Raw genomic sequence first — 18,405 nt, forward strand, 5'->3', positions numbered from 1 at the left:
GCCGGACAACGCGCAGTCGTTGGCTCCATCTCGGCGGGCTAAGCGCCGGCGCCGCCGGGAACATCGAAAGGAACTGGGCAAGAGGGCGATTCACTGCAGGCGAGTAGATCCTCGCATCCGGCGGCCAGCGCGGAGCGCAGGGTGTCGCGGACCGCGCCGAGTTCGACCAGCTTGGCATCGACCTCCGCGAGCTTGGCCCGCGCCCGGGTGCGCAATCCGGCATCGCGTCGATGGTGGCCGGTGCCGGAGAGCAGGTCGGCGACCTCGGCGAGGCTGAATCCGAGCCGCTGGGCAGCCTTGATCACCCGCAGCACCGTCACGGCCTCCTCCGGATACAGGCGGTGCCCGCCGAGGGTGCGCTGTGGTTCGGCCAGCAGGCCGCGGCGTTCGTAATAGCGCAGAGTCTGCGTGTTCACTCCGGCCGCGGCCGCGAGCTCGCTGGTGCGCAGCGCGGTCACCGTGTACCGCCGGTGGCGCGGGCGGCGAATGCGTCGAGCACCGCCGTATAGGCCGGTGGCACACCGATACTCAGCACCGGCCCTTCTTCTGCGGCGCCGACGTCGAACACGAAGAACGAACAGCAACTACTCTCCCGCGCCGCGAGGTCCCGGGCGCGCGGCTCGGCGCCGGGGGCGAGGATCAGTTCGAGCCGGTGCGGATTCGGTCGACGGACAGTACGGACCGCATCAGCGAAGAACCGATCGAACTCGGCCACCCGGATCGGTTGCTCGACCGTGGGCAGGGTGCACGCCGAGGGCACCCAGTCGTTCCGAGCCGGCGAAATCGTCATAGATCGACGGTAAACCTGTACCCCGGTACCGGATGCAACCTCTGGATTCACCCCAGCACGACCAGGCATGAATTCATGATTTTCTGTATACAGATTTCGATGTACCGTAGGTGTATGCAGACCTTACCGGTGGCCCATACCGATGCACTGGCTCGTTTCGGGCACGCCCTGTCGGATGCGACCCGCACCCGGATTCTGCTGAGCCTGCGTACCGGCCCGGCCTATCCGTCGGAGATGGCCGAGCAGATCGGGGTATCCCGGCAGATTCTGTCCAATCATCTCGCGTGCCTGCGTGGATGCAGACTGGTCGTGGCGGTCCCCGAAGGCAGGCGTAGCCGTTACGAACTCGCCGACCGCCGCATCGCCGCTGCTCTCGAGGATCTGCTCGGACTGGTGCTCGCGGTCGATCCGGCCTGCTGTCCCGCCGCCGAGACCGAGGGCTGCTGCTGATGTCGCGGTCACTGGGCATGCCGGCGGCCGTGGCGGTCGGTCCGTCACCGCAGCGGCGTGCGGTGCTGGCGCGGCGGATCCGCTGGTTCGTGGCCGCGACCATCTCCTACAACGTCATCGAGGCGATCATCGCCCTCACCGAGGGCAGCCGGGCGTCATCGACCGCGCTGATCGGGTTCGGACTGGATTCGGTGATCGAGGTGTCCTCCGCCGCCGCGGTGGCGTGGCAGTTCGCCGGACCGACCCCGGAGGCCCGGGAGAAGATCGCGCTGCGCATCATCGCGTTCTCGTTCTTCGCTCTCACGCTCTACGTCACCGTCGACTCGATCCGCGGCCTGCTCGGACTCGGAGAAGCACGCCACTCCCCCATCGGAATCGGTTTGGCCGCAGTCAGTTTGGTGATCATGCCGATCCTGTCGGCCGCGCAGCGCCGCGCCGGTCGCGAACTGGGCTCCGCCAGCGCGGTCGCCGATTCCAAACAGACCCTGCTCTGCACCTACCTGTCCGCGGTGCTGCTCGTCGGCCTACTACTCAACGCCCTGTTCGGATGGTCGTGGGCCGATCCGATCGCCGCATTGGTCATCGCCCTGATCGCGGTGAAGGAGGGGGTAAACGCCTGGCGCGGCGACACCTGCTGCCCCACCCCGGTCGCACAGCAGACCGACGACCACGCCTGCGACTGCTGCGACCACCAGCACCCTTGATCCCGCGTGTCAGTAGCCGCACATCGGCGCAATAATCCGTTGCCGGGCAACCGGGACCGCTGCTACCTTTCCCGAGACCGTGCAACAGAACGAGGAGGTGGTACCCGTGAACGCAGTATCGACATGGGTGCTCCCCTCCGGGGTCACGGTCGGGCGATAGGTCGTCCGGGAGCGCCGCGCGAGAGCACTCCCGAAAGGCACGACCATGCACTTCACCTCCGAACAGCGTCTCGGCGACGACGTCCTCGAACGCGAGTTCACCCTCGGCGAGATCCCCGGCATCCTGTGGACGCCCGTTTCCGCCTCCGCACCGACACCGCTCATCCTGCTCGGCCATCCCGGCGGACTGCGCAGGATGTATCCCCGGCTGGCGGGCCGCGCTCGGCATGCCGTGGCGGAAGGCTACGCCGCGGCCACCATCGAACTCCCCGGCAGCGGTGACCGGCCCCCGTCCGCCGCCGCCGAACAAGCCCGCGCCGACCTGCGCCGGGCCGTGCAGGCCGGCGAACCGGTCGACGACGAGATCGTGGACCGGCTCATCCTTCCGCTGGCCGACAAGGCGGTACCGGAATGGCGGGCCACCCTGGACGCACTCCTCTCGCTGCCGAGTATCAGCGGCCCGGTCGGCTTCTCGGGAGGGGTGATCGGCATCGCGGTCCGGCTGGCGGTCGTCGAGCCGCGCATCGCGGCCGCCGTCCTGTTCGCCGGAAGTTACGTGCCCCGCAGCATGTTCGACGAGGCCCGGCAGGTCACCATCCCGCTGCTGGTCCTGCTGCAGTGGGACGACGAAGGCAACGACCGGCAGCAGGCCCTGGACCTGTTCGACGCCCTCGGCTCGAAGGAGAAGACGCTGCACGCCAATATGGGCGGGCACACCGGCGTCCCGCAGTTCGAGGGAGACGACGGAAGTCGTTTCTTCGCACGGCATTTGAAGTGAGAGCGGGCGGTCCGGCCGACAGCAGCGAGGAGCTGCCGGCCGGGCCGTCGATCAGTTCTCGGGCCGGGTTCGGACGACATCGTCGATGGTGCGCGTCAAACGCGGCGCCGCCTCGTCGATGTCGTGAGCCGACAATGCCTGGTTGACGATCAGCCAATCCTCGATGTCGTCACCGCTCACGTACTTGCGAAAACAGTTGTAGATCGCGTAGTAGGCGAACTCGACCGGATCGGGGAAGACGAGATCATCGTCCTGCATCGCGCAAATGGGTTCGAGATATCGATCGCCCACACCCGCGAGATCCACACCGGCCCGAGCGGAGCGAAGGGCATCAGCCGGAAGCTCGACCTCCACCTTATGCCGCATCCCGACAACCGAGTCGCGATAGCGCAGCTCGCGGGGCTCTCCCCGGACGTAATCGACCCAAGTCGACAGCGCATCCTCGCACAGCGACAGATGAACCTCTCGTCTGTGCTCAGCTCCCAGCTGGAAGAAGAGATCGCTCGGCGTCATGAACGGCACTCTGCCAGAACGTGGATTGCCCTAGAGTCCGGCGACACGCCCGGTCACAGCATGTAGGTGAGGGTCAGGACCTCCTGCTGGGCCTCAGTCGCCTGGCCGGAGATTTCGGCGAGTTCCCCGGTACCCGAGCCTGGAACAATGGTCCCGTACGTGCTCTGGGTATCTCCCTGCATCACACCGCCGTGCTGAATGACGAAGGACCCCCGACGCCCGTCGAGGATGCCGTCGATGCGCTCCGAGGCAACGAATCCGGCGCCGGAATCTCCCTGGGCGGTAAGCACTTCCACAACGCCGGAGCCTTCGATCACACCGCTGTAGTTCTTGCGGATCTGCACCCGTGTCAGCTTGGGCCCCACCTCCGGCTGGTCATAGACCGTCTCGGTGAAATCGACGATCTGAAAACGCGCTTCGACGGTGCGGGCCTGGTGCTGGTCGGTCATGCCTGGGAGCCTATTGAGTCGGCCGCCGGCAGATTCCGATGGGTCGTACCCGTTGCCCCGATCCGCACCGCAGCCGAAACCTCCTCTCCGGCCGCGGCCGCGGATACCGCCCCACATCGCACGAGATGGTCCTCCGGATTGGTTGGCCGACAAGCCCTTACATCGCATGCGCGGCTCTGACGTGCCAGGATGAGGCGTATGACTCCGGTTCCCGAAGGCCATGCAGTTCCCGCCGATCCGGCCCCGGTGAGCGGCTACGACAGCATCGCCGAGGGCTACGCGGCCGAAAACGAGACCGGCCTTCTGCACGCGTACTACAACCGGCCCGCGATCCTGGAACTCGCCGGGGACGTGTCCAAGCGGCGAATCCTCGACGCCGGGTGCGGCTCGGGTCTGCTGTTCGCCGCGCTGCGCGACCGTGGCGCCGTCGTGACCGGCATCGACGCGAGTGCCCGGATGCTGGAGCAGGCCCGTCAACACCTCGGCGCAGACGCGGACCTGCGAGTCGCCGACCTGGCCGGCCCGTTGCCCTTTCCCGACGGGGAGTTCGACGACGTCGTCGCGTCTCTGGTGTTGCATTACCTGCGCGACTGGGGACCGGCTCTCGCCGAGTTGCGACGCGTGCTGGTCCCCGGCGGCAGGCTCATCGTCTCGGTCGAGCATCCCTTCGCCAACTTCCTCGGACAGCGTCTGGCCGGAGACTCGACCGACTATTTCCAGACCCGCAACCGAATCGACGAATGGACCATGGGCGACCAGACCGCCCGACTGAGTTTCTGGGACCGGCCATTACACGCGATGACCGACGCCTTCACCGCCGCCGGCTTCCGCATCGGCGTCATCAGCGAACCGCCGGCCCTGCCCGCCGCTCGCGAGCTGATCTCCGAGGTGCTCGGCGACAGCACCGACAACAGATTCCTGTGCTTCCTGTTCTTCGTCCTGCACGCCGACTGACACTCGCAGTCAGTCGTGAGCCGCGAAGCCCAGGATGGTGCAACGACCGCCGGCCCGTCCGATGTGAAGGAGGCGACCTGAGATGACCGGACGTCCATTGTCCGTCGAGGAATGCGACCGACTCTGGAAAGCCTGGACGCCCACCGAAGTCGCCGAACGACTGTCGGGCACCCCGACAGCCTGGTATGTCGCGGCCGGGTGGGCGCTGGATCTGTTCGTCGGCGGCCTCGGACGTGCGCACTCCGATCTCGAAATCGGTGTTCCCCGTGAGCAATTCGACGAAATCGCGGAAGCGCTCCCCGGCTACGAATGGGACGTCGTCGGCGACGGGCACGCCTGGCCATACCCGGAGGAAGCCGGCAACCACCATCAGACGTGGCTGCGCGAACCGGCGACCGGGCTCTATCGCCTCGACGTATTCCGCGAGCAACACTGCGGCGGTCGATGGGTGTGCCGCCGCGACGCCTCGATCACCCTGTCCCACGACGAGCTGATTCTCCGCACCGCCGACGGCATCCCCTACGTGATCCCCGAGGTCGTACTCCTGTTCAAGGCGAAAGCCCGGCGAGCCAAGGACGAGGCCGACTTCCTGCACGCACTCCCCGCGATGGACACCTCACGGCGATCCCGATTGTCCGGATGGCTGTCGCGAGTGCACCCGGGCCATCCCTGGCTGGAAACCCTCTCGGATTACGACGCCCTCGAGCCGAATGATCACGTGTCAAAAACAGAGTATTTATGAGACAGTCGGGCGATCGTGGGAAGTTGTGAGATTCCGGTTGTGGCCTTCGGCGATGGATGGCGCGGGATCTTCGGCGTTATCTGGCCGGTTGTTCGTCGCTGAACAGGTGCAGTTGCTGCGGCGCGGGGGTAGGGCCGCCGAGTTTGCGTAGGCAGCGGGCGCAGGTGATTTCTGCGCGTGTTGGTTCCAGTGCGGTGGGTGACCATCCGGCGACGCCGGTGTGGCACAGAAGTTCTGGGGCTTGTTCGTCGCCGATCCAGTGGCCGAGGCTGACTGCGTGCACGGTGCGTCCGGCTCGGACGACGGCGTGGACGCCGGGGTCACCGAATACTGCCCGCGTGGAGGCGGCGAGCGGGGCGATGTCGGTCATGTGCCCAACGATAAGGGCAGCCTCCGACACTGCGGCCTGTCGGCAAGTTGGTCGTTCAGATGGTGCCGATGACGAGGGATTCGCGGGTGGTGTCGACGACTTCGTTGGTGATGGTGTGGAGTTGGTTGATGTCCATGATTCGGTGGATCTGCGCCATGAGGCGGGTGGTGAGCCGGAAGTTGCCGCTGGTGATGCGGATCCGGTGCGGTCGCGGTGGTCTCGAAGTGCGTCGAGGCTGGGGGTTGTGAGCCGGTCGGCCTCGTCGATGATGACCAGTTCGGTGCAGAGAAGGGATGGGGAATAGTCATGAAACGCAGAGGGTTACGACGACCGATCGCCGCAGTCGCCGCCGCGGCGGTGGCTTGCACGGCGGCTGTCGGCGCAGCGGAAGCAGCCCCCTCGCAGAACCCAGTGGTGGTGAATCTGCCTGCGCCGACGGGCTATTACCCGGTCGGCGTCACTGATTGGTACCTCGACGATGCCGAGCGCGCGGATCCGTGGACATCGGGACACCGTGAACTGATGGTGCAGATCTGGTACCCCGCCGCCGACCGGCCGACGGCACCGACTGCGGCATGGATGCCGCCTGGCGGCCGGGAAGAACAGGCCGAGTACCTCACCAGACTCGGTGTCCCCGCCGGCAGTTGGACTCTGGCGCCCAGCCACAGCCGCCGCGACGCAGCCGCCCGCGCCGACGGACGACCGTTCCCCGTGCTGCTGAACTCACCCGGTATGGACGACACGACCGGATGGAGCACCGCTCAGTCCGAAGACCTCGCCAGCCACGGCTACATCGTGGTCGCGATCAACCACACCCACGAAGCGTTCGCGGTGCAGTTCCCCGATGGACACACCGAACACACTCAGGTGCCACTGGATTCACCGCAACACATCCTTCCCGGTCTACTCCTGCCGACCAGGGTCGCCGACACACGCTTCGTCCTCGACCAACTGATGACCGCTGCCACCGAACAACCGGGACGTGCGGGACTCCCACCGCAACTCGCCGAGGACCTCGACCTGTCGAAGGTCGGAATGTTCGGACACTCGCTGGGCGGGTCGACAACCGCACAGACCATGCACGACGACCACCGTGTCCGGGCCGGTGTCGATCTGGACGGCCCGATCCTGGGCTCCGTCGCCACGGACGGGCTCGACCGGCCGCTGCTGATGCTGGCCAGCGACACCTCACCATGGTTCGGCAATCCGGGCTGGGAACCGCGCTGGGCGACCAACACCGGAATGAAGATCCCCCTGCGCATCGCAGGAACACAGCACATGTCGCTGTGCGACCAGCAGATCATCCTGCCGCAACTGACCGCGGCCGGCCTGCTCGAGCCCGCCAAGCAGGCCGAAGCAGTCGGCACCATCGACACGGCCCGTTCGATCGACCTGCAACGGGCATACCTGCTTGCCTACTTCGACGCCAACTTCAACCAGACCGGCGCCGACATCCCCCAAACGCTCGCCAGGCTCGCTCAGCCGGAGATGCTTCCTCACCCGTGAAGCCAGCCTGCATACGTAGATCTGGGGTCCGCGTTGAGCTCGTATTCGCGAATGCTCACCGGCTCAAGATAGTTGGCTTTGATCGTCGACGGCCCATCAGCTAGAACGACACCTTCGAGCCGTGCGGTTGGGGTAGGAGCCCATACCGACAGAACGCTGAAGGTCACAGCCGAGGTAGACATCGCGCCGGAATCCGATTTCTGTATCAAAACAGAGTATTTATGAGACGGTGGGACGATCGTGGGAGGTTGTGAGATTCCGGTAGACGGTTGCGCGGGATACGCCCAGGGTTGCGGCGATCTCGTCGACGGTGTATTCGCCGGAATCCCGCATGCGGCGAGCGGAATCGACCATGTCCGGGGTCATCGCGCCCGGGCGGCCGCGGGCGGTCCGGCGTCGCGGGGTGTCGGCGGGTCGCTCCGACGGACGAGCAGATTCACGAGGCGGTGACCCACCCAGCAGTCGGTGCACGCCGTCGAGAATCGCTGTGCGCAACTGTTTTTCGGGCTGGTCGGCGAAGAACACCACCGGATCGCTGAGTGCCGCGTAGATCTGTGCGGCCCGGACCCGCGCGGTGAAATCGGCGTCGGGGCCGGCGAGCAGTCCCTGCGCGGTCAGGGCGATGTCGCGCAGCCGACGATAGGTCGCGGTATCGGCCGACAGTGCCTGGTCCTGCATGTGGATCCGCAGCACCGACCGATGCCGGAGCCAGGTGTCGAGGAGCCCTTCGGCCACCGCCCACCGTCGTGCGTCCGCATTCCGGATGGACCGGACGGATTCGAGCATGGCCTCGGTGTCTGCCAGCAGTGGTTCGACCAGAGCGACGACGATGTCGATCTTGCTCGAAAAGTGATAGAGCACAGCGGTTTTGGTCAGACCGACCTGCTCGGAGATTTCCCGCACGGATACCGCGTGGAAGCCACGTTCGGCGAACATCTCCAGTGCGGTGCGCAGGATTCGAGTACGCGAATCGTCAGTCACGGTTCCGAATTCTACCCCTTGACTGACCGACGGTCAGCAACCTATTGTGACATCACTGACCAATGGTCAGTAATTATGAAACAAGGAGGACGCGGTGAAGAACGAGCGGATTCTGATTTCCGGCGCCGGTATCGCCGGCCAGGTGTTGGCGTATTGGCTTGCGCGACACGGATTCCGGCCCACGGTGGTCGAACGAGCGGCCGGGCTACGGACCGGCGGGCAAGGGGTGGATATCCGCGATCAGGCGATCGAGGTGGCCGAAAAGATGGGAATCATGGCGCGGGTGCGAGACTCCGCGGGCGACGTCGCGGGAATGAGGTTCGTCCGCGCCGACGGACGCGACCTCGCTCGGATCGACATGCAAGGAATCAAGGACAAGTACGGCAGCGCCGAGGCGGAGATCATGCGTGGCGATCTCGTCCGAATCCTGCACGACCTCACCGCGCACAATGTGGAGTACATCTTCGGCGACTCCATCCGCGGGCTCGAGCAGGACGACGACGGTGTCACGGTCACCTTCGAGCACGCGCCGATGCGACGCTTCGACCTGGTGATCGGAGCAGACGGCCTGCACTCGACGGTCCGGCGACTGGCCTTCGGCCCGGAGTCCGACTACGTCCGGCATATGGACCACTACTTCGCCTTCGGAAACACCGACTCGGCGCTGGGACCCGATCGATGGATGACGGTCTTCAATACTCCAGGACACTTCGCCGGGATCTACCGCTCGGGCAACCACCCTCAGGCCAAGGCGTATCTCATGTTCCGCAGTCCACGGCGCGATATCGATCCGCGCGACCAGGAGGCGGCGCGGGCGCTGCTCGCCACCGAGTTCCGTGACGAAAACGCTTGGCACGTACCGGAATTGCTGAAGGGTGTACTCGCCGATCCGGACGCCTACATCGACACGCTCGGCCAGGTCCGCATGCCGTCCTGGTCGATCGACAGGGTCGCGCTGGTGGGCGACGCCGCCTACTGCGCGTCTCCGGCCTCCGGCGCCGGGGCCGAACTGGCGTTGATCGGGGCCTACCGGCTCGCCGGTGAGCTCGCAGCCGCCGCCGGTGACCACCGCCTCGCCTTCCGCCGGTACGAGCAGGCTCACCGACCGCTGGTCGACCGCAAACAGAAGATCGGCCCCAACCTGCGACTGATGGCACCGAAATCCCGGGTCGGCATTGCGGTGCGCAATCTCATCACCCGCCTGCCGCTCCTGGAATCGATGGCCGGAATGGAACGCATCATGGCTCCCAAGTCCACCGGGCAGCTCCCCGACTACGACCTGCCCGCAGCTTCGATCGCGAAATGAACCTGATTCGGCTGCCGACCGGCTACACGGTTCGCCCGAAATCAGGAATCGTTGTCCTTGCGCAGTTCGTCCGGCGGTTTGTTCTCGGTGATCTGCTCGTCGACCGAGTCGGCGAAGGCGGTACCGGCGACCATGCCGTCGGTCCCGGGTACGACGACGCTCGCGCGTGCACCCGGCTCGTAGATCTCGTCCAGCCTTTCGGCTTCCTTCTTCGCCTGCTCGCGGGTTTCCTCATCCGGTTCGGGTGCGACCGTCTCAGCGGGCTTCGTGGTTGAGTCCGATGTGTTCTCCGTCATACCGCAGTGGTTCCCGCCCAGCCCGCTCCTACACGAGCTCTGCGATCATCGAGGGTCGGTGTCCGACATCCGGGCCGGTGGGAGAAGGTACGAATGACCACGATGCGGCGGTTCTGGATCGAATTCGATCCGGACGAGAACTACGACGCCCGATTCCGGCGGGGTGCCGGCGTGACCGGCGTCGACGCGCGGGATTGCCTGTCGATGGTTGCGACCCAGTTCCCCGATGGGGTTCTGCCGACCGTGCACCGGATTACCGTCGACATCTCGCTGGCAGAACCACTGCCGGTGAACCCCCGCTTTCTCGGAGTCACGGCGTGGCGCGGCGTGTGGTACCCGCCCGCGAATCTTGCGACCGGGCCGACTCGCGACATCGACCGACGCGGTGCTCCCGCCGTCTACCCGGCGCCGGTCACGGCATCACGAGGCCGAGCGCGGGCCGGCGAAACCCCTCACAAGACCTTCACGTGGTGGGACGAGATCCCCCACATCAATGGACTGCGTTGGGCGCTGGTCGACATGCACTGCGCTGAGCACCGAGACGGAAGGCGGCAAATTGCCTCAGCGCTGCGTGACGCCTGCGCCGGGGATCCGACCCTGGGGCTGTTGGTGCGCGACGCGCTCGACTACATGATCGCGTGGCGACCGACGCCGGAAGAATGGTTCGATCCGACCGGAATCAGGTTCGCCGAACAGGAGGCACTCGGCGAGTACCTGCGAGCCTTCCGCGACTACCTGCTCGGAGATCGCGCGGAGCCGATCTTCCCGCCCGAGCCGGAAACCCTCCCCTCCGGCGCGATACCATGACGTTCCACCGACGGCGACGCGGGACTACTCGGCCTTGCGACTGGTGAATTCGAAGGATCCGCCGTCGATGCCCCAGGAGATGATCCGTTCGGGGTGGATGCGGATGACCGCGCGTTCCTGCGGCGGGAACGGGGGCTCCTCGTCGTCGAGCGCGACGGCCGTGCCGCGTACCTCGATGCCGCGAATTTCGTACGGCTCCAAGGAAACCTGTTGGTCGACGACGAACGACACGCGGCTGCCCGCCTCGACGTTGCGGTACTTCCGGCTGGCGCGCATCCGCATACCCCCGATATCGATGGTGCCGTCGGCGTTCACTCGGTAGTTGGTCGGGTTGTTCTGCACGACGCCGTCGGGCGACACCGTGGCGAGCCGGCCGATCCCGGCCTCGGCGAGAAACTTCTGTTCGTTGATGGTGAAGGTCATGTCGTTCACTCCTCGTGAAGTCGAAATCAGGTGTGCCCCCGGCGATCAGCCGGAAACCGCGTGTGGCGCCGAGCGCGAATCTTTCGACCACGCCGACCGAAATCTATCAGCGCTAGCGACTAGAGCGAAGATAACACCTCGGTCGATAGATTGTCTAGTGCTGCTAGATTTTCGAACGGGCCGACGATCGCGCTCGAATCATCAGGCTGCGTAGACCCTTCCGTACGAGCAGACACGACGATCTCGGCGGCACCGATTAATTCTCTGTCACCCCACCGTCGACACCTCTGGATACACCAGCACTGGGCGCGTTCCAGCGCGGGAAATGCACAGGGAGGCAACGATGGACACGGACAGACCCGAACAGGAAACGACCCGGTCGGCGATCGACACGAGTGAGCAGAGGGCGCAGTGAGCGGCACGAACGTATTGGTGGCGGGGGCGAGTATCGCGGGGCCCGCGCTGGCCCACTGGCTCGTCCGGCGGGGCGCCGAGGTGACCGTGGTGGAGCGAGCTCCCGAGTTGCGTCCCGGCGGGCAGGCCGTGGACGCGCGCGGCGTGACCAGGGAGGTCATCCGGCGGATGGGGCTCGACGCCGCGGTGCGCGCGGCACGCACCGAGACCGCCGGCGCGTACACCGTGGACGCGGACGGGAAGGTGCTGGAGACCTTCCGTGCGGAAGACGACGGCGGCGACGGGTACATCTCGGAAATCGAGATCCTGCGCGGGGACCTGTCGCGGGTGCTGTACGACGACACCCGCGAGCGTGTCGAGTACATCTTCGGCGATCGGATCGCCGAGCTCACTCAGGACGCGGACGGGGCCGACGTCGTCTTCGCGAGCGGCGATCGACGGCGCTTCGACCTGGTGATCGGGGCGGACGGACTGCATTCGGCACTGCGCGCGATGGTCTTCGGCCCGCGCGAACAGTTCATCCGTCACCTCGGGCAGGCGCTGGCTTTCTACAGTGTGCCCAACGAATTCGGCATCGACCGCTGGCTGGTCGACTTCCAGGAGTCCGGGCGGTCCGCCGGCCTGCGACCCCTGCCGGACGCTACCCAGGCGATGGCGATGTTCTCCTTCCCCGCCGCGGACCTCGACGTCGACTACCGCGACGTCGCGGCCCAGAAGCGTCTGCTCCGGGAGCGGATGGCAGGAATGGGCTGGCTGACCTCGAGCATCCTCGCGCATGTGGACGACACCCCGGACTTCTACCTCGACCAGGTCGCCCAGGTGGTGATGGACCGCTGGTCCAGCGGCCGTGTCGGATTGCTCGGAGACGCGGCGTTCAGCTCGTCGCCGCTGTCCGGCCAGGGCACCGGCCTGGCCCTGGTCGGCGCCTACTTGCTGGCCGGAGAGCTGGCCGCCGCCGACTGGGACCCGAAGATCGGATTCGCCCGCTACGAGGAACAGATGCGCCCCTACGTCGAGGCCAACCAGGAAATCGGCCGGTTGCACGCCCGCAGCCGTGAGGTGCCCGGACCCGACTCCGAGCCGGCCCCCGATTTCACCGGCGAATGGTTCGCCGAGCTGATCGAACGTGCGCTCAACGGCGTCGAGCTGCCCGACTACGCGGGGGTTCCCGACTCCGGCATCACGGCCGCACCGCCCACCACATCACCGGGATTTCGGTAGGCCAGCGCCGAGTCGAGCTCGCCCTCTCGCCCGCTCCCCTGAGCCGGAGGACCGGTTCGGCTCGGCTCCCGGCCCGAAGTGAGCCGAGAGGCGCACGCACAACGCCGTTCAGAACATCCCGTTCGGGATCTGATCGGATTCCGGAACGGGCTGGACCACATCCCAGTGTTCGATGATTTGCCCGTCCTCGAGCCGCCAGATGTCCACGACGGCGACACGGGGCCGGCTGCTACCCTCCGCTTCATGCCTGTGATCGTTGCCACCATCACCCCGAAGCCCGACAAATTCGACGAGGTCGCGGAAGTTCTCACCCGCCTCATCCCGGAAGTCCACACCGAGGACGGGTGTGAGCTCTACGCCCTGCACCGGGGCAAGGACCGTTTCGTATTCGTCGAGAAGTGGCGGGACATGGCAGCGCTGGGCGCGCACGGCGGCTCACCGAACCTCAAAGCCTTGAACGAAGGACTCCAAGGGCTGGTAACCGGCTCGCTGGACGTCCAGGTCCTCGAAGCCGTCCCGGCGGGCGACCCGGACAAGGGCGCCCTCTAGTTCCGTTCAGCCGCGGGTCACTGCCCGGGCCGCTGTCGACGGCGGCCCGGGCAGTTGCTCAGACCCGCTCTTTGGAGCGCGTCCGCACGCGCAGCGCGATCGGCTTCTGGGTTTCGGCGAAGAAGTCGTTGCCCTTGTCGTCGACCACGATGAAGGCGGGGAAGTCTTCGACGTCGATCTTCCAGACCGCTTCCATGCCGAGTTCCGGATATTCGAGGACCTCGACGTTCTTGATGCAGTCCAGGGCCAGTCGGGCGGCCGGACCGCCGATGGAGCCGAGGTAGAAACCGCCGTGCTCCTTGCACGCCTTGGTCACCTGCGCCGAGCGGTTGCCCTTGGCGAGCATGACGAACGAACCGCCGGCGGCCTGGAACTGGTCGACATAGGAGTCCATGCGCCCCGCGGTGGTCGGGCCGAACGAACCCGACGCGTAACCCTCGGGGGTCTTGGCGGGACCGGCGTAGTAGACGGCCATATCGCGCAGGTACTGCGGCATCGGCTCGCCGGCGTCGAGGCGCTCCTTGATCTTGGCGTGTGCGATGTCGCGGGCCACCACCAGCGGACCGGTGAGCGAGAGCCGCGTCTTCACCGGATACTTCGACAGTTCGGCGCGGATCTCCGACATCGGCCGGTTGAGGTCGACCTTCACCACGTCACCGCCGAGGATCTCGTCGGTCTGCTCCGGAAGGTATTGCGCCGGTTCGCGTTCCAGCTGTTCGAGGAACACGCCCTCGGGGGTGATCTTGGCCAGCGCCTGCCGGTCGGCCGAACACGACACCGCGATCGCGACCGGGCAGCTCGCACCGTGGCGCGGCAGGCGGATCACCCGCACGTCGTGGCAGAAGTACTTGCCGCCGAATTGTGCGCCGATACCGAAGGATTGGGTCAGCTTGAAGACCTCCTCCTCCAGCTCCAGATCCCGGAAGCCGTGCGCGGCCATCGAACCCTCGGTCGGCATCGCGTCGAGATAGTGCGCGGAGGCGTATTTCGCTGTCTTCAGGGCGAATTCGGCGCTGGTGCCGCCGATGACCACGGCCAGGTGGTACGGCGGGCAGGCGGCGGTGCCCAGCGAACGGATCTTCTCGTCGAGGAATTCCAGCATCCGGGTGGGGTTCAGGATGGCCTTGGTTTCCTGGTAGAGGAACGACTTGTTCGCCGAGCCGCCACCCTTGGCCATGAACAGGAACTTGTAGGCCGGATGCGTGGGATCGCCTGCGGTGGAATACAACTCGACCTGCGCGGGCAGATTCGAGCCGGTGTTCTTCTCGTCCCACATGGTGATCGGCGCCAGCTGCGAATACCGCAGGTTCAGCTTGGTGTAGGCGTCGAACACACCGCGCGAGATCCATTCCGCGTCGTCGGCGCCGGTGAGCACACCCTCGGACTTCTTGCCCATCACGATCGCGGTACCGGTGTCCTGGCACATCGGCAGGATGCCACCGGCGGAGATGTTGACGTTCTTGAGCAGGTCCAGCGCGACGAAACGGTCGTTACCGGAGGACTCCGGATCGTCGATGATCTTGCGCAGCTGGGCCAGGTGCGCCGGGCGCAGATAGTGGCTGATGTCGTGCATCGCCTCGGCGGTCAGCATCCGCAGCACGTCGGGGTCGACCTGCAGGAACGTGCGTCCGCCCGCTTCGAATGTGCTGACACCCTCGGTGGTCAGCAACCGGTAGGGGGTCTCGTCGGCTCCGGTGGGAAGCAGATCCGAATAGCGGAACTCAGGCGCGGTCACGAATCGCACTCCTTGTGTGTCTGCGGGTGCACTCGGCCGGCGGGAGAACCGCTCGCGGCCGAAACAACGCTCCGACTCTAATCAGCACACCGCGTCACACCGAGGTCAGGCCAGCCTAATCTTCATTGCTGAGCACAAAGGTTGCACCTTCAATGTGGTGGGTGTAGGTGTCGATCCGATACCGCGACTTCGGGTATCGCCGACAGCGGGAAGGCAATACCATGACCGACGCAGAACCCTGGAGAGGAATCGTGACCGAACCCCGTTGGCTCGACGATCTCGAAACGCGAGCGTGGCTCGGCTTCGTCTTCACCCGTGATCTCATCGCCGCCGCCGTCGGCCGCGACTCCCTGCGCGCCTCGAATCTCACCTATGTCGAGTACACGGTGCTGGCCCGGCTGGCCGACGCCACCGACCACCGGCGCAGCTTCGCCGAACTGGCCTCGGTGCTGGAATGGTCGCAGAGCCGGCTCTCCCACCAGATCACCCGCATGGAGAAGCGCGGGCTGGTCGCCCGCGAGGCCATCCCCGACGACGCCCGCCGCACCGCCGCCGTCCTCACTCCGAAGGGCGCGGAAGTGCTGGCCACCGCCGCTCCGGCCCACGTCGAGAGCGTGCGGCGGCACATGATCGACGTCCTCGACCGCGACCAGCTGGCCGCACTCGCCGACATCTACGACACGTTGCTGACCCATCATCGCGCGCCGGATCCGGGCGGCGAGGCCTGCATCGATCACAGCGGGGCCGTGCCCCGCGAGCCCAGTCCGCAGCCGGGCTGATGGGGTGGCCGAGCACACACCTTCGCGACATGTTTCGATTGTTCGCCAGCGGGTATCGAGTGAGACTAGGCTCGACTGCGGCTTCTCGACGGCAGCCACGCGCGAGCGACCCCGACGAACCGACCTCCCTTAGGAAAGGGGCACGAGTTTTCATGTCCGACGTGTCCATCGGCCTCTCTCCGGATTCGATACCGGCGGGTCCGGTCGAGAATCTGCTGCCGCAACTGGTCGAACACCTGCGACAGAATCGCACTGAGCTACGTGAGGAATGGGCACGTCGTATCGGGGACGCCGCACTGCTGACCGCGATGACCCCGGAGGAGATCTTCTCCGAGGCCACCTCCATCTACGACAACTACGTCGAGGCGCTGCAGACCGGTAGCGTCGAGGCGCTGCAGGCCTACGCCCGCGACCTGTCCGAACGCATCATCCCGCGAGGCGTCGAAACCGACGAGGTCGTCGGCATCGTGCTGCTGCTGCGAGATGTGCTCGCGCGCAGCCTGTTCGAGAAGTACCAGTCCGACTTCGAACTGCTCAAGCGGGTATTGGACGCCTACGAGCCCGCGGCCAACCGGATCGCCAACACCGTGGCCATCTCGTTCGTGCAGGAGCGCGAGCGCGTCATCCGCCAGCAGCAGGAAGCCATCCGCGAGCTGTCGACGCCGGTGCTGCAGGTGCGCGAGCAACTGCTGATTCTGCCGATCATCGGCGTGCTCGACAGCCAGCGCGCCCGGCAGCTCACCGAACAGCTGCTGCGCGCGATCCGCGCCAATCGCGCCAAGGTGGTCGTCATCGACATCACCGGTGTTCCGATGATCGACTCCACGGTGGCCAACCACCTCGTGCAGACCGTCGACGCGTCGAATCTGATGGGCGCCAACGTCATCATCACCGGCCTCTCGTCGGAGATCGCGCTCGCGCTGGTCACCATCGGCCTGGATCTGACGAAGATGAACGCGGTCGGTGACCTACAGGGTGGTATCGAGGAGGCCGAGCGACTGCTCGGCTACGAGATCTCGAGACTCACCGACCGCGACGGACGGTAGTCAAGGCCCCTCATGCCGGTACCCATTCTGAAGCAGGGCACCTACCTGATCGCGTCCGTGCAATCGGCTCTCACCGACGCCGATACCGAACGCCTGCAGGACGACTTGATGACTTATGTCAGCAAGTATCGTGCCCAGGGAATCATCGTCGACGTCACGGCCATCGACGTCATGGACTCCTTCGCCGCGCGCTCGCTACGTACCATCGCGCACATGACCAAGCTGCGGGGCGCGGAGACGGTGATCGTCGGTCTGCAGCCCGAAGTGGCATTCGCGATGGTCCAGCTGGGTCTGACCTTCGAGGGCATGCATACGGCTCTGGACCTCGAGGAGGGGCTGGCCTGGCTCAACAGACAGCTGCCCAACGGCCGGCGAAGCGGTCGGTGATCGTGGCCTCCGACAACATGGTGATAGCGGTGAAGGTGTCGGGCGACATCGTGACCGCGCGTCAGGCAGGGCGGGAGCTGGCGACCGAGCTGGGTTTCACGTTGACCGACATCACCATGATTTCCACGGCCATCTCCGAAATCGCCCGCAATATCACGAGTTACGCCGGAACCGGTGAGATCCGGGTCGCGGTGCAGGAGCGCGACGGCCGCCGCGCCCTGGTCGTACAGGCCCAGGACCAGGGGCCGGGTATCCGGGACATCCCCCGGGCGCTGGAAGACGGCTACTCCACCGGCCGCGGACTCGGGCTGGGGTTACCCGGCGCGCGACGGCTGATGGACGGATTGATCGTGGAGTCGGCGCCCGGACAGGGAACGCTGGTGGAGATGTGGAAGTGGGTACCCACCGGTGCATGAGGACGGATCGGTCGGCACTGTCGAATGGGCGGTGGCGGGCCGGGCCCTGCCGGGTCAGCGCGTCTCCGGCGACCGGTCGGTGGTGCTCGACGCCGGCGACGGGTCGGTGCTGTTCGCGGTGCTCGACGGACTGGGGCACGGGGCCGCGGCCGCCGATGCCGCCGACCGGGCCGCGCAGGTTCTCGCCGACAATCGCGCCGAACCGCTCGACGTGCTGATGGTGCTGTGTCATCGCGCGATGGCCGACACCCGGGGTGCGGCGGTCTCGCTGGTGCTGTTCACCGGCGACGACGAACTGCACTGGCTCGGGGTCGGCAACGTCGAATCGCGGGTGGTCGCCATCGGCCCCGGCAAGCCCGCGGTCCGCGCGACGGCGCTGCTGACCGGCGGGATCGTCGGCTACCTGCTGCCGCCGAATCTGCAGACCCAGACCGTGGCGATCCGGCCCGGTGATGTGCTGGTGATGTCGACCGACGGCATCGTCAGCGATTTCGTCGACACCCTGGATCTGGCACAGCCGACCACCGATATCGCCGACGACATCCTGCGCCATCACGTCAAGGACACCGACGACGCGCTGGTGCTGGCCGCGCGCCACCGCGGTCCGATCGCGGGTGCCTCGTGAGCCGG

24 protein-coding genes are annotated in these 18,405 nt (G+C 66.3%); 15 read left to right on the forward strand and 9 right to left on the reverse strand.

Annotated features, from left to right (window positions below; genetic code table 11):
- Positions 1-38: 38 nt before the first annotated feature.
- Together NK1_RS16645 and NK1_RS16650 are read right to left on the reverse strand one after the other, a co-directional pair.
- Positions 39-458, reverse strand: coding sequence for a MerR family transcriptional regulator (locus NK1_RS16645; protein WP_063009660.1), 420 nt, complete (start codon positions 456-458; stop codon positions 39-41).
- Complete coding sequence (locus NK1_RS16650) at positions 455-790, reverse strand: hypothetical protein (RefSeq protein WP_063009662.1); 336 nt, start codon at positions 788-790, stop codon at positions 455-457. Before NK1_RS16650 ends, NK1_RS16645 begins: the two co-directional genes overlap by 4 nt.
- Positions 791-904: 114 nt before the next feature.
- On the opposite strand from NK1_RS16650, the gene NK1_RS16655 reads away from it, so the two are divergent.
- The 3 genes from NK1_RS16655 to NK1_RS16665 all read left to right on the forward strand — a co-directional run bounded on the left by NK1_RS16655 (position 905) and on the right by NK1_RS16665 (position 2,881).
- Positions 905-1,240: an ArsR/SmtB family transcription factor gene (locus NK1_RS16655; protein ID WP_063009664.1), complete on the forward strand. Its 336-nt coding sequence runs from the start codon at positions 905-907 to the stop codon at positions 1,238-1,240.
- Positions 1,240-1,944: a cation efflux transmembrane domain-containing protein gene (locus tag NK1_RS16660; protein WP_063009666.1), complete on the forward strand. Its 705-nt coding sequence runs from the start codon at positions 1,240-1,242 to the stop codon at positions 1,942-1,944. Before NK1_RS16655 ends, NK1_RS16660 begins: the two co-directional genes overlap by 1 nt.
- A 205-nt stretch (positions 1,945-2,149) precedes the next feature.
- Positions 2,150-2,881 carry a dienelactone hydrolase family protein gene (locus NK1_RS16665; protein ID WP_063009668.1) on the forward strand — a complete coding sequence of 244 codons (732 nt, stop codon included), beginning with the start codon at positions 2,150-2,152 and terminating at the stop codon, positions 2,879-2,881.
- Positions 2,882-2,932: 51 nt separating this feature from the next.
- On the opposite strand, the gene NK1_RS16670 is transcribed toward NK1_RS16665, so the two are convergent.
- Positions 2,933-3,394, reverse strand: coding sequence for a hypothetical protein (locus NK1_RS16670; RefSeq protein WP_157104311.1), 462 nt, complete (start codon positions 3,392-3,394; stop codon positions 2,933-2,935).
- A 53-nt stretch (positions 3,395-3,447) separates the two neighbouring features.
- Complete coding sequence (locus tag NK1_RS16675) at positions 3,448-3,843, reverse strand: DUF3224 domain-containing protein (RefSeq protein WP_063009672.1); 396 nt, start codon at positions 3,841-3,843, stop codon at positions 3,448-3,450.
- Between the two features lie 198 nt (positions 3,844-4,041).
- Between NK1_RS16675 and NK1_RS16680 the strand changes: the two genes are divergently transcribed.
- Both NK1_RS16680 and NK1_RS16685 read left to right on the forward strand, forming a co-directional pair.
- Positions 4,042-4,797 (forward strand): class I SAM-dependent methyltransferase, encoded by a 756-nt coding sequence (locus tag NK1_RS16680; RefSeq protein ID WP_063009674.1) that lies wholly within the window; start codon positions 4,042-4,044, stop codon positions 4,795-4,797.
- Between the two features lie 82 nt (positions 4,798-4,879).
- Positions 4,880-5,539, forward strand: coding sequence for a nucleotidyltransferase domain-containing protein (locus NK1_RS16685; RefSeq protein WP_063009676.1), 660 nt, complete (start codon positions 4,880-4,882; stop codon positions 5,537-5,539).
- A 76-nt stretch (positions 5,540-5,615) separates the two neighbouring features.
- On the opposite strand, the gene NK1_RS16690 is transcribed toward NK1_RS16685, so the two are convergent.
- Complete coding sequence (locus NK1_RS16690; protein ID WP_063009678.1) at positions 5,616-5,909, reverse strand: hypothetical protein; 294 nt, start codon at positions 5,907-5,909, stop codon at positions 5,616-5,618.
- A gap of 414 nt (positions 5,910-6,323) precedes the next feature.
- On the opposite strand from NK1_RS16690, the gene NK1_RS16695 reads away from it, so the two are divergent.
- Complete coding sequence (locus NK1_RS16695; RefSeq protein ID WP_167354270.1) at positions 6,324-7,415, forward strand: alpha/beta hydrolase family protein; 1,092 nt, start codon at positions 6,324-6,326, stop codon at positions 7,413-7,415.
- A gap of 219 nt (positions 7,416-7,634) precedes the next feature.
- Here the strand turns inward: NK1_RS16695 and NK1_RS16700 are convergent, their stop codons facing one another.
- Positions 7,635-8,396, reverse strand: a complete 762-nt coding sequence (locus tag NK1_RS16700) for a TetR family transcriptional regulator (protein WP_063009682.1) — start codon at positions 8,394-8,396, stop codon at positions 7,635-7,637.
- 94 nt (positions 8,397-8,490) lie between these two features.
- Here NK1_RS16700 and NK1_RS16705 point away from each other — a divergent pair, with 94 nt between their 5' ends.
- Positions 8,491-9,702: an FAD-dependent monooxygenase gene (locus tag NK1_RS16705; RefSeq protein WP_063906025.1), complete on the forward strand. Its 1,212-nt coding sequence runs from the start codon at positions 8,491-8,493 to the stop codon at positions 9,700-9,702.
- 41 nt (positions 9,703-9,743) lie between these two features.
- On the opposite strand, the gene NK1_RS16710 is transcribed toward NK1_RS16705, so the two are convergent.
- On the reverse strand, positions 9,744-9,998 hold the full coding sequence (locus NK1_RS16710; protein ID WP_063009684.1) for a hypothetical protein: 255 nt from the start codon (positions 9,996-9,998) through the stop codon (positions 9,744-9,746).
- A gap of 93 nt (positions 9,999-10,091) precedes the next feature.
- Between NK1_RS16710 and NK1_RS16715 the strand changes: the two genes are divergently transcribed.
- On the forward strand, positions 10,092-10,805 hold the full coding sequence (locus NK1_RS16715) for a hypothetical protein (protein ID WP_063009686.1): 714 nt from the start codon (positions 10,092-10,094) through the stop codon (positions 10,803-10,805).
- 24 nt (positions 10,806-10,829) lie between these two features.
- Here the strand turns inward: NK1_RS16715 and NK1_RS16720 are convergent, their stop codons facing one another.
- Positions 10,830-11,228, reverse strand: coding sequence for a PPOX class F420-dependent oxidoreductase (locus NK1_RS16720; protein WP_063009805.1), 399 nt, complete (start codon positions 11,226-11,228; stop codon positions 10,830-10,832).
- Positions 11,229-11,639: 411 nt separating this feature from the next.
- Between NK1_RS16720 and NK1_RS16725 the strand changes: the two genes are divergently transcribed.
- Together NK1_RS16725 and NK1_RS16730 are read left to right on the forward strand one after the other, a co-directional pair.
- Positions 11,640-12,863 carry an FAD-dependent monooxygenase gene (locus tag NK1_RS16725; RefSeq protein WP_063009688.1) on the forward strand — a complete coding sequence of 408 codons (1,224 nt, stop codon included), beginning with the start codon at positions 11,640-11,642 and terminating at the stop codon, positions 12,861-12,863.
- A gap of 243 nt (positions 12,864-13,106) precedes the next feature.
- Positions 13,107-13,412 (forward strand): putative quinol monooxygenase, encoded by a 306-nt coding sequence (locus tag NK1_RS16730; protein WP_063009807.1) that lies wholly within the window; start codon positions 13,107-13,109, stop codon positions 13,410-13,412.
- A 58-nt stretch (positions 13,413-13,470) separates the two neighbouring features.
- Here NK1_RS16730 and NK1_RS16735 read toward each other — a convergent pair whose 3' ends face one another.
- A complete protein-coding gene (locus NK1_RS16735; RefSeq protein WP_051024658.1) occupies positions 13,471-15,147 on the reverse strand; it encodes a fumarate hydratase in 1,677 nt (558 codons plus the stop codon).
- Positions 15,148-15,398: 251 nt separating this feature from the next.
- On the opposite strand from NK1_RS16735, the gene NK1_RS16740 reads away from it, so the two are divergent.
- The 5 genes from NK1_RS16740 (at position 15,399) to NK1_RS16760 (ending at position 18,400) form a co-directional block, all read left to right on the forward strand.
- The gene (locus NK1_RS16740; RefSeq protein WP_083870804.1) at positions 15,399-15,926 is read left to right on the forward strand and encodes a MarR family winged helix-turn-helix transcriptional regulator; all 528 of its coding nucleotides are present in this window, start codon (positions 15,399-15,401) and stop codon (positions 15,924-15,926) included.
- A gap of 152 nt (positions 15,927-16,078) precedes the next feature.
- Positions 16,079-16,972 (forward strand): STAS domain-containing protein, encoded by an 894-nt coding sequence (locus NK1_RS16745; protein WP_030518330.1) that lies wholly within the window; start codon positions 16,079-16,081, stop codon positions 16,970-16,972.
- Positions 16,973-16,984: 12 nt separating this feature from the next.
- Positions 16,985-17,359 carry an STAS domain-containing protein gene (locus NK1_RS16750; RefSeq protein WP_030518329.1) on the forward strand — a complete coding sequence of 125 codons (375 nt, stop codon included), beginning with the start codon at positions 16,985-16,987 and terminating at the stop codon, positions 17,357-17,359.
- 17 nt (positions 17,360-17,376) lie between these two features.
- Positions 17,377-17,775: an ATP-binding protein gene (locus NK1_RS16755; RefSeq protein ID WP_174552734.1), complete on the forward strand. Its 399-nt coding sequence runs from the start codon at positions 17,377-17,379 to the stop codon at positions 17,773-17,775.
- Positions 17,768-18,400, forward strand: a complete 633-nt coding sequence (locus tag NK1_RS16760) for a SpoIIE family protein phosphatase (protein ID WP_063009690.1) — start codon at positions 17,768-17,770, stop codon at positions 18,398-18,400. Before NK1_RS16755 ends, NK1_RS16760 begins: the two co-directional genes overlap by 8 nt.
- Positions 18,401-18,405 lie beyond the last annotated feature (5 nt).

The sequence above is a fragment of the Nocardia kruczakiae NBRC 101016 genome (genome assembly GCF_001612965.1).
Taxonomy (GTDB): domain Bacteria; phylum Actinomycetota; class Actinomycetes; order Mycobacteriales; family Mycobacteriaceae; genus Nocardia; species Nocardia kruczakiae.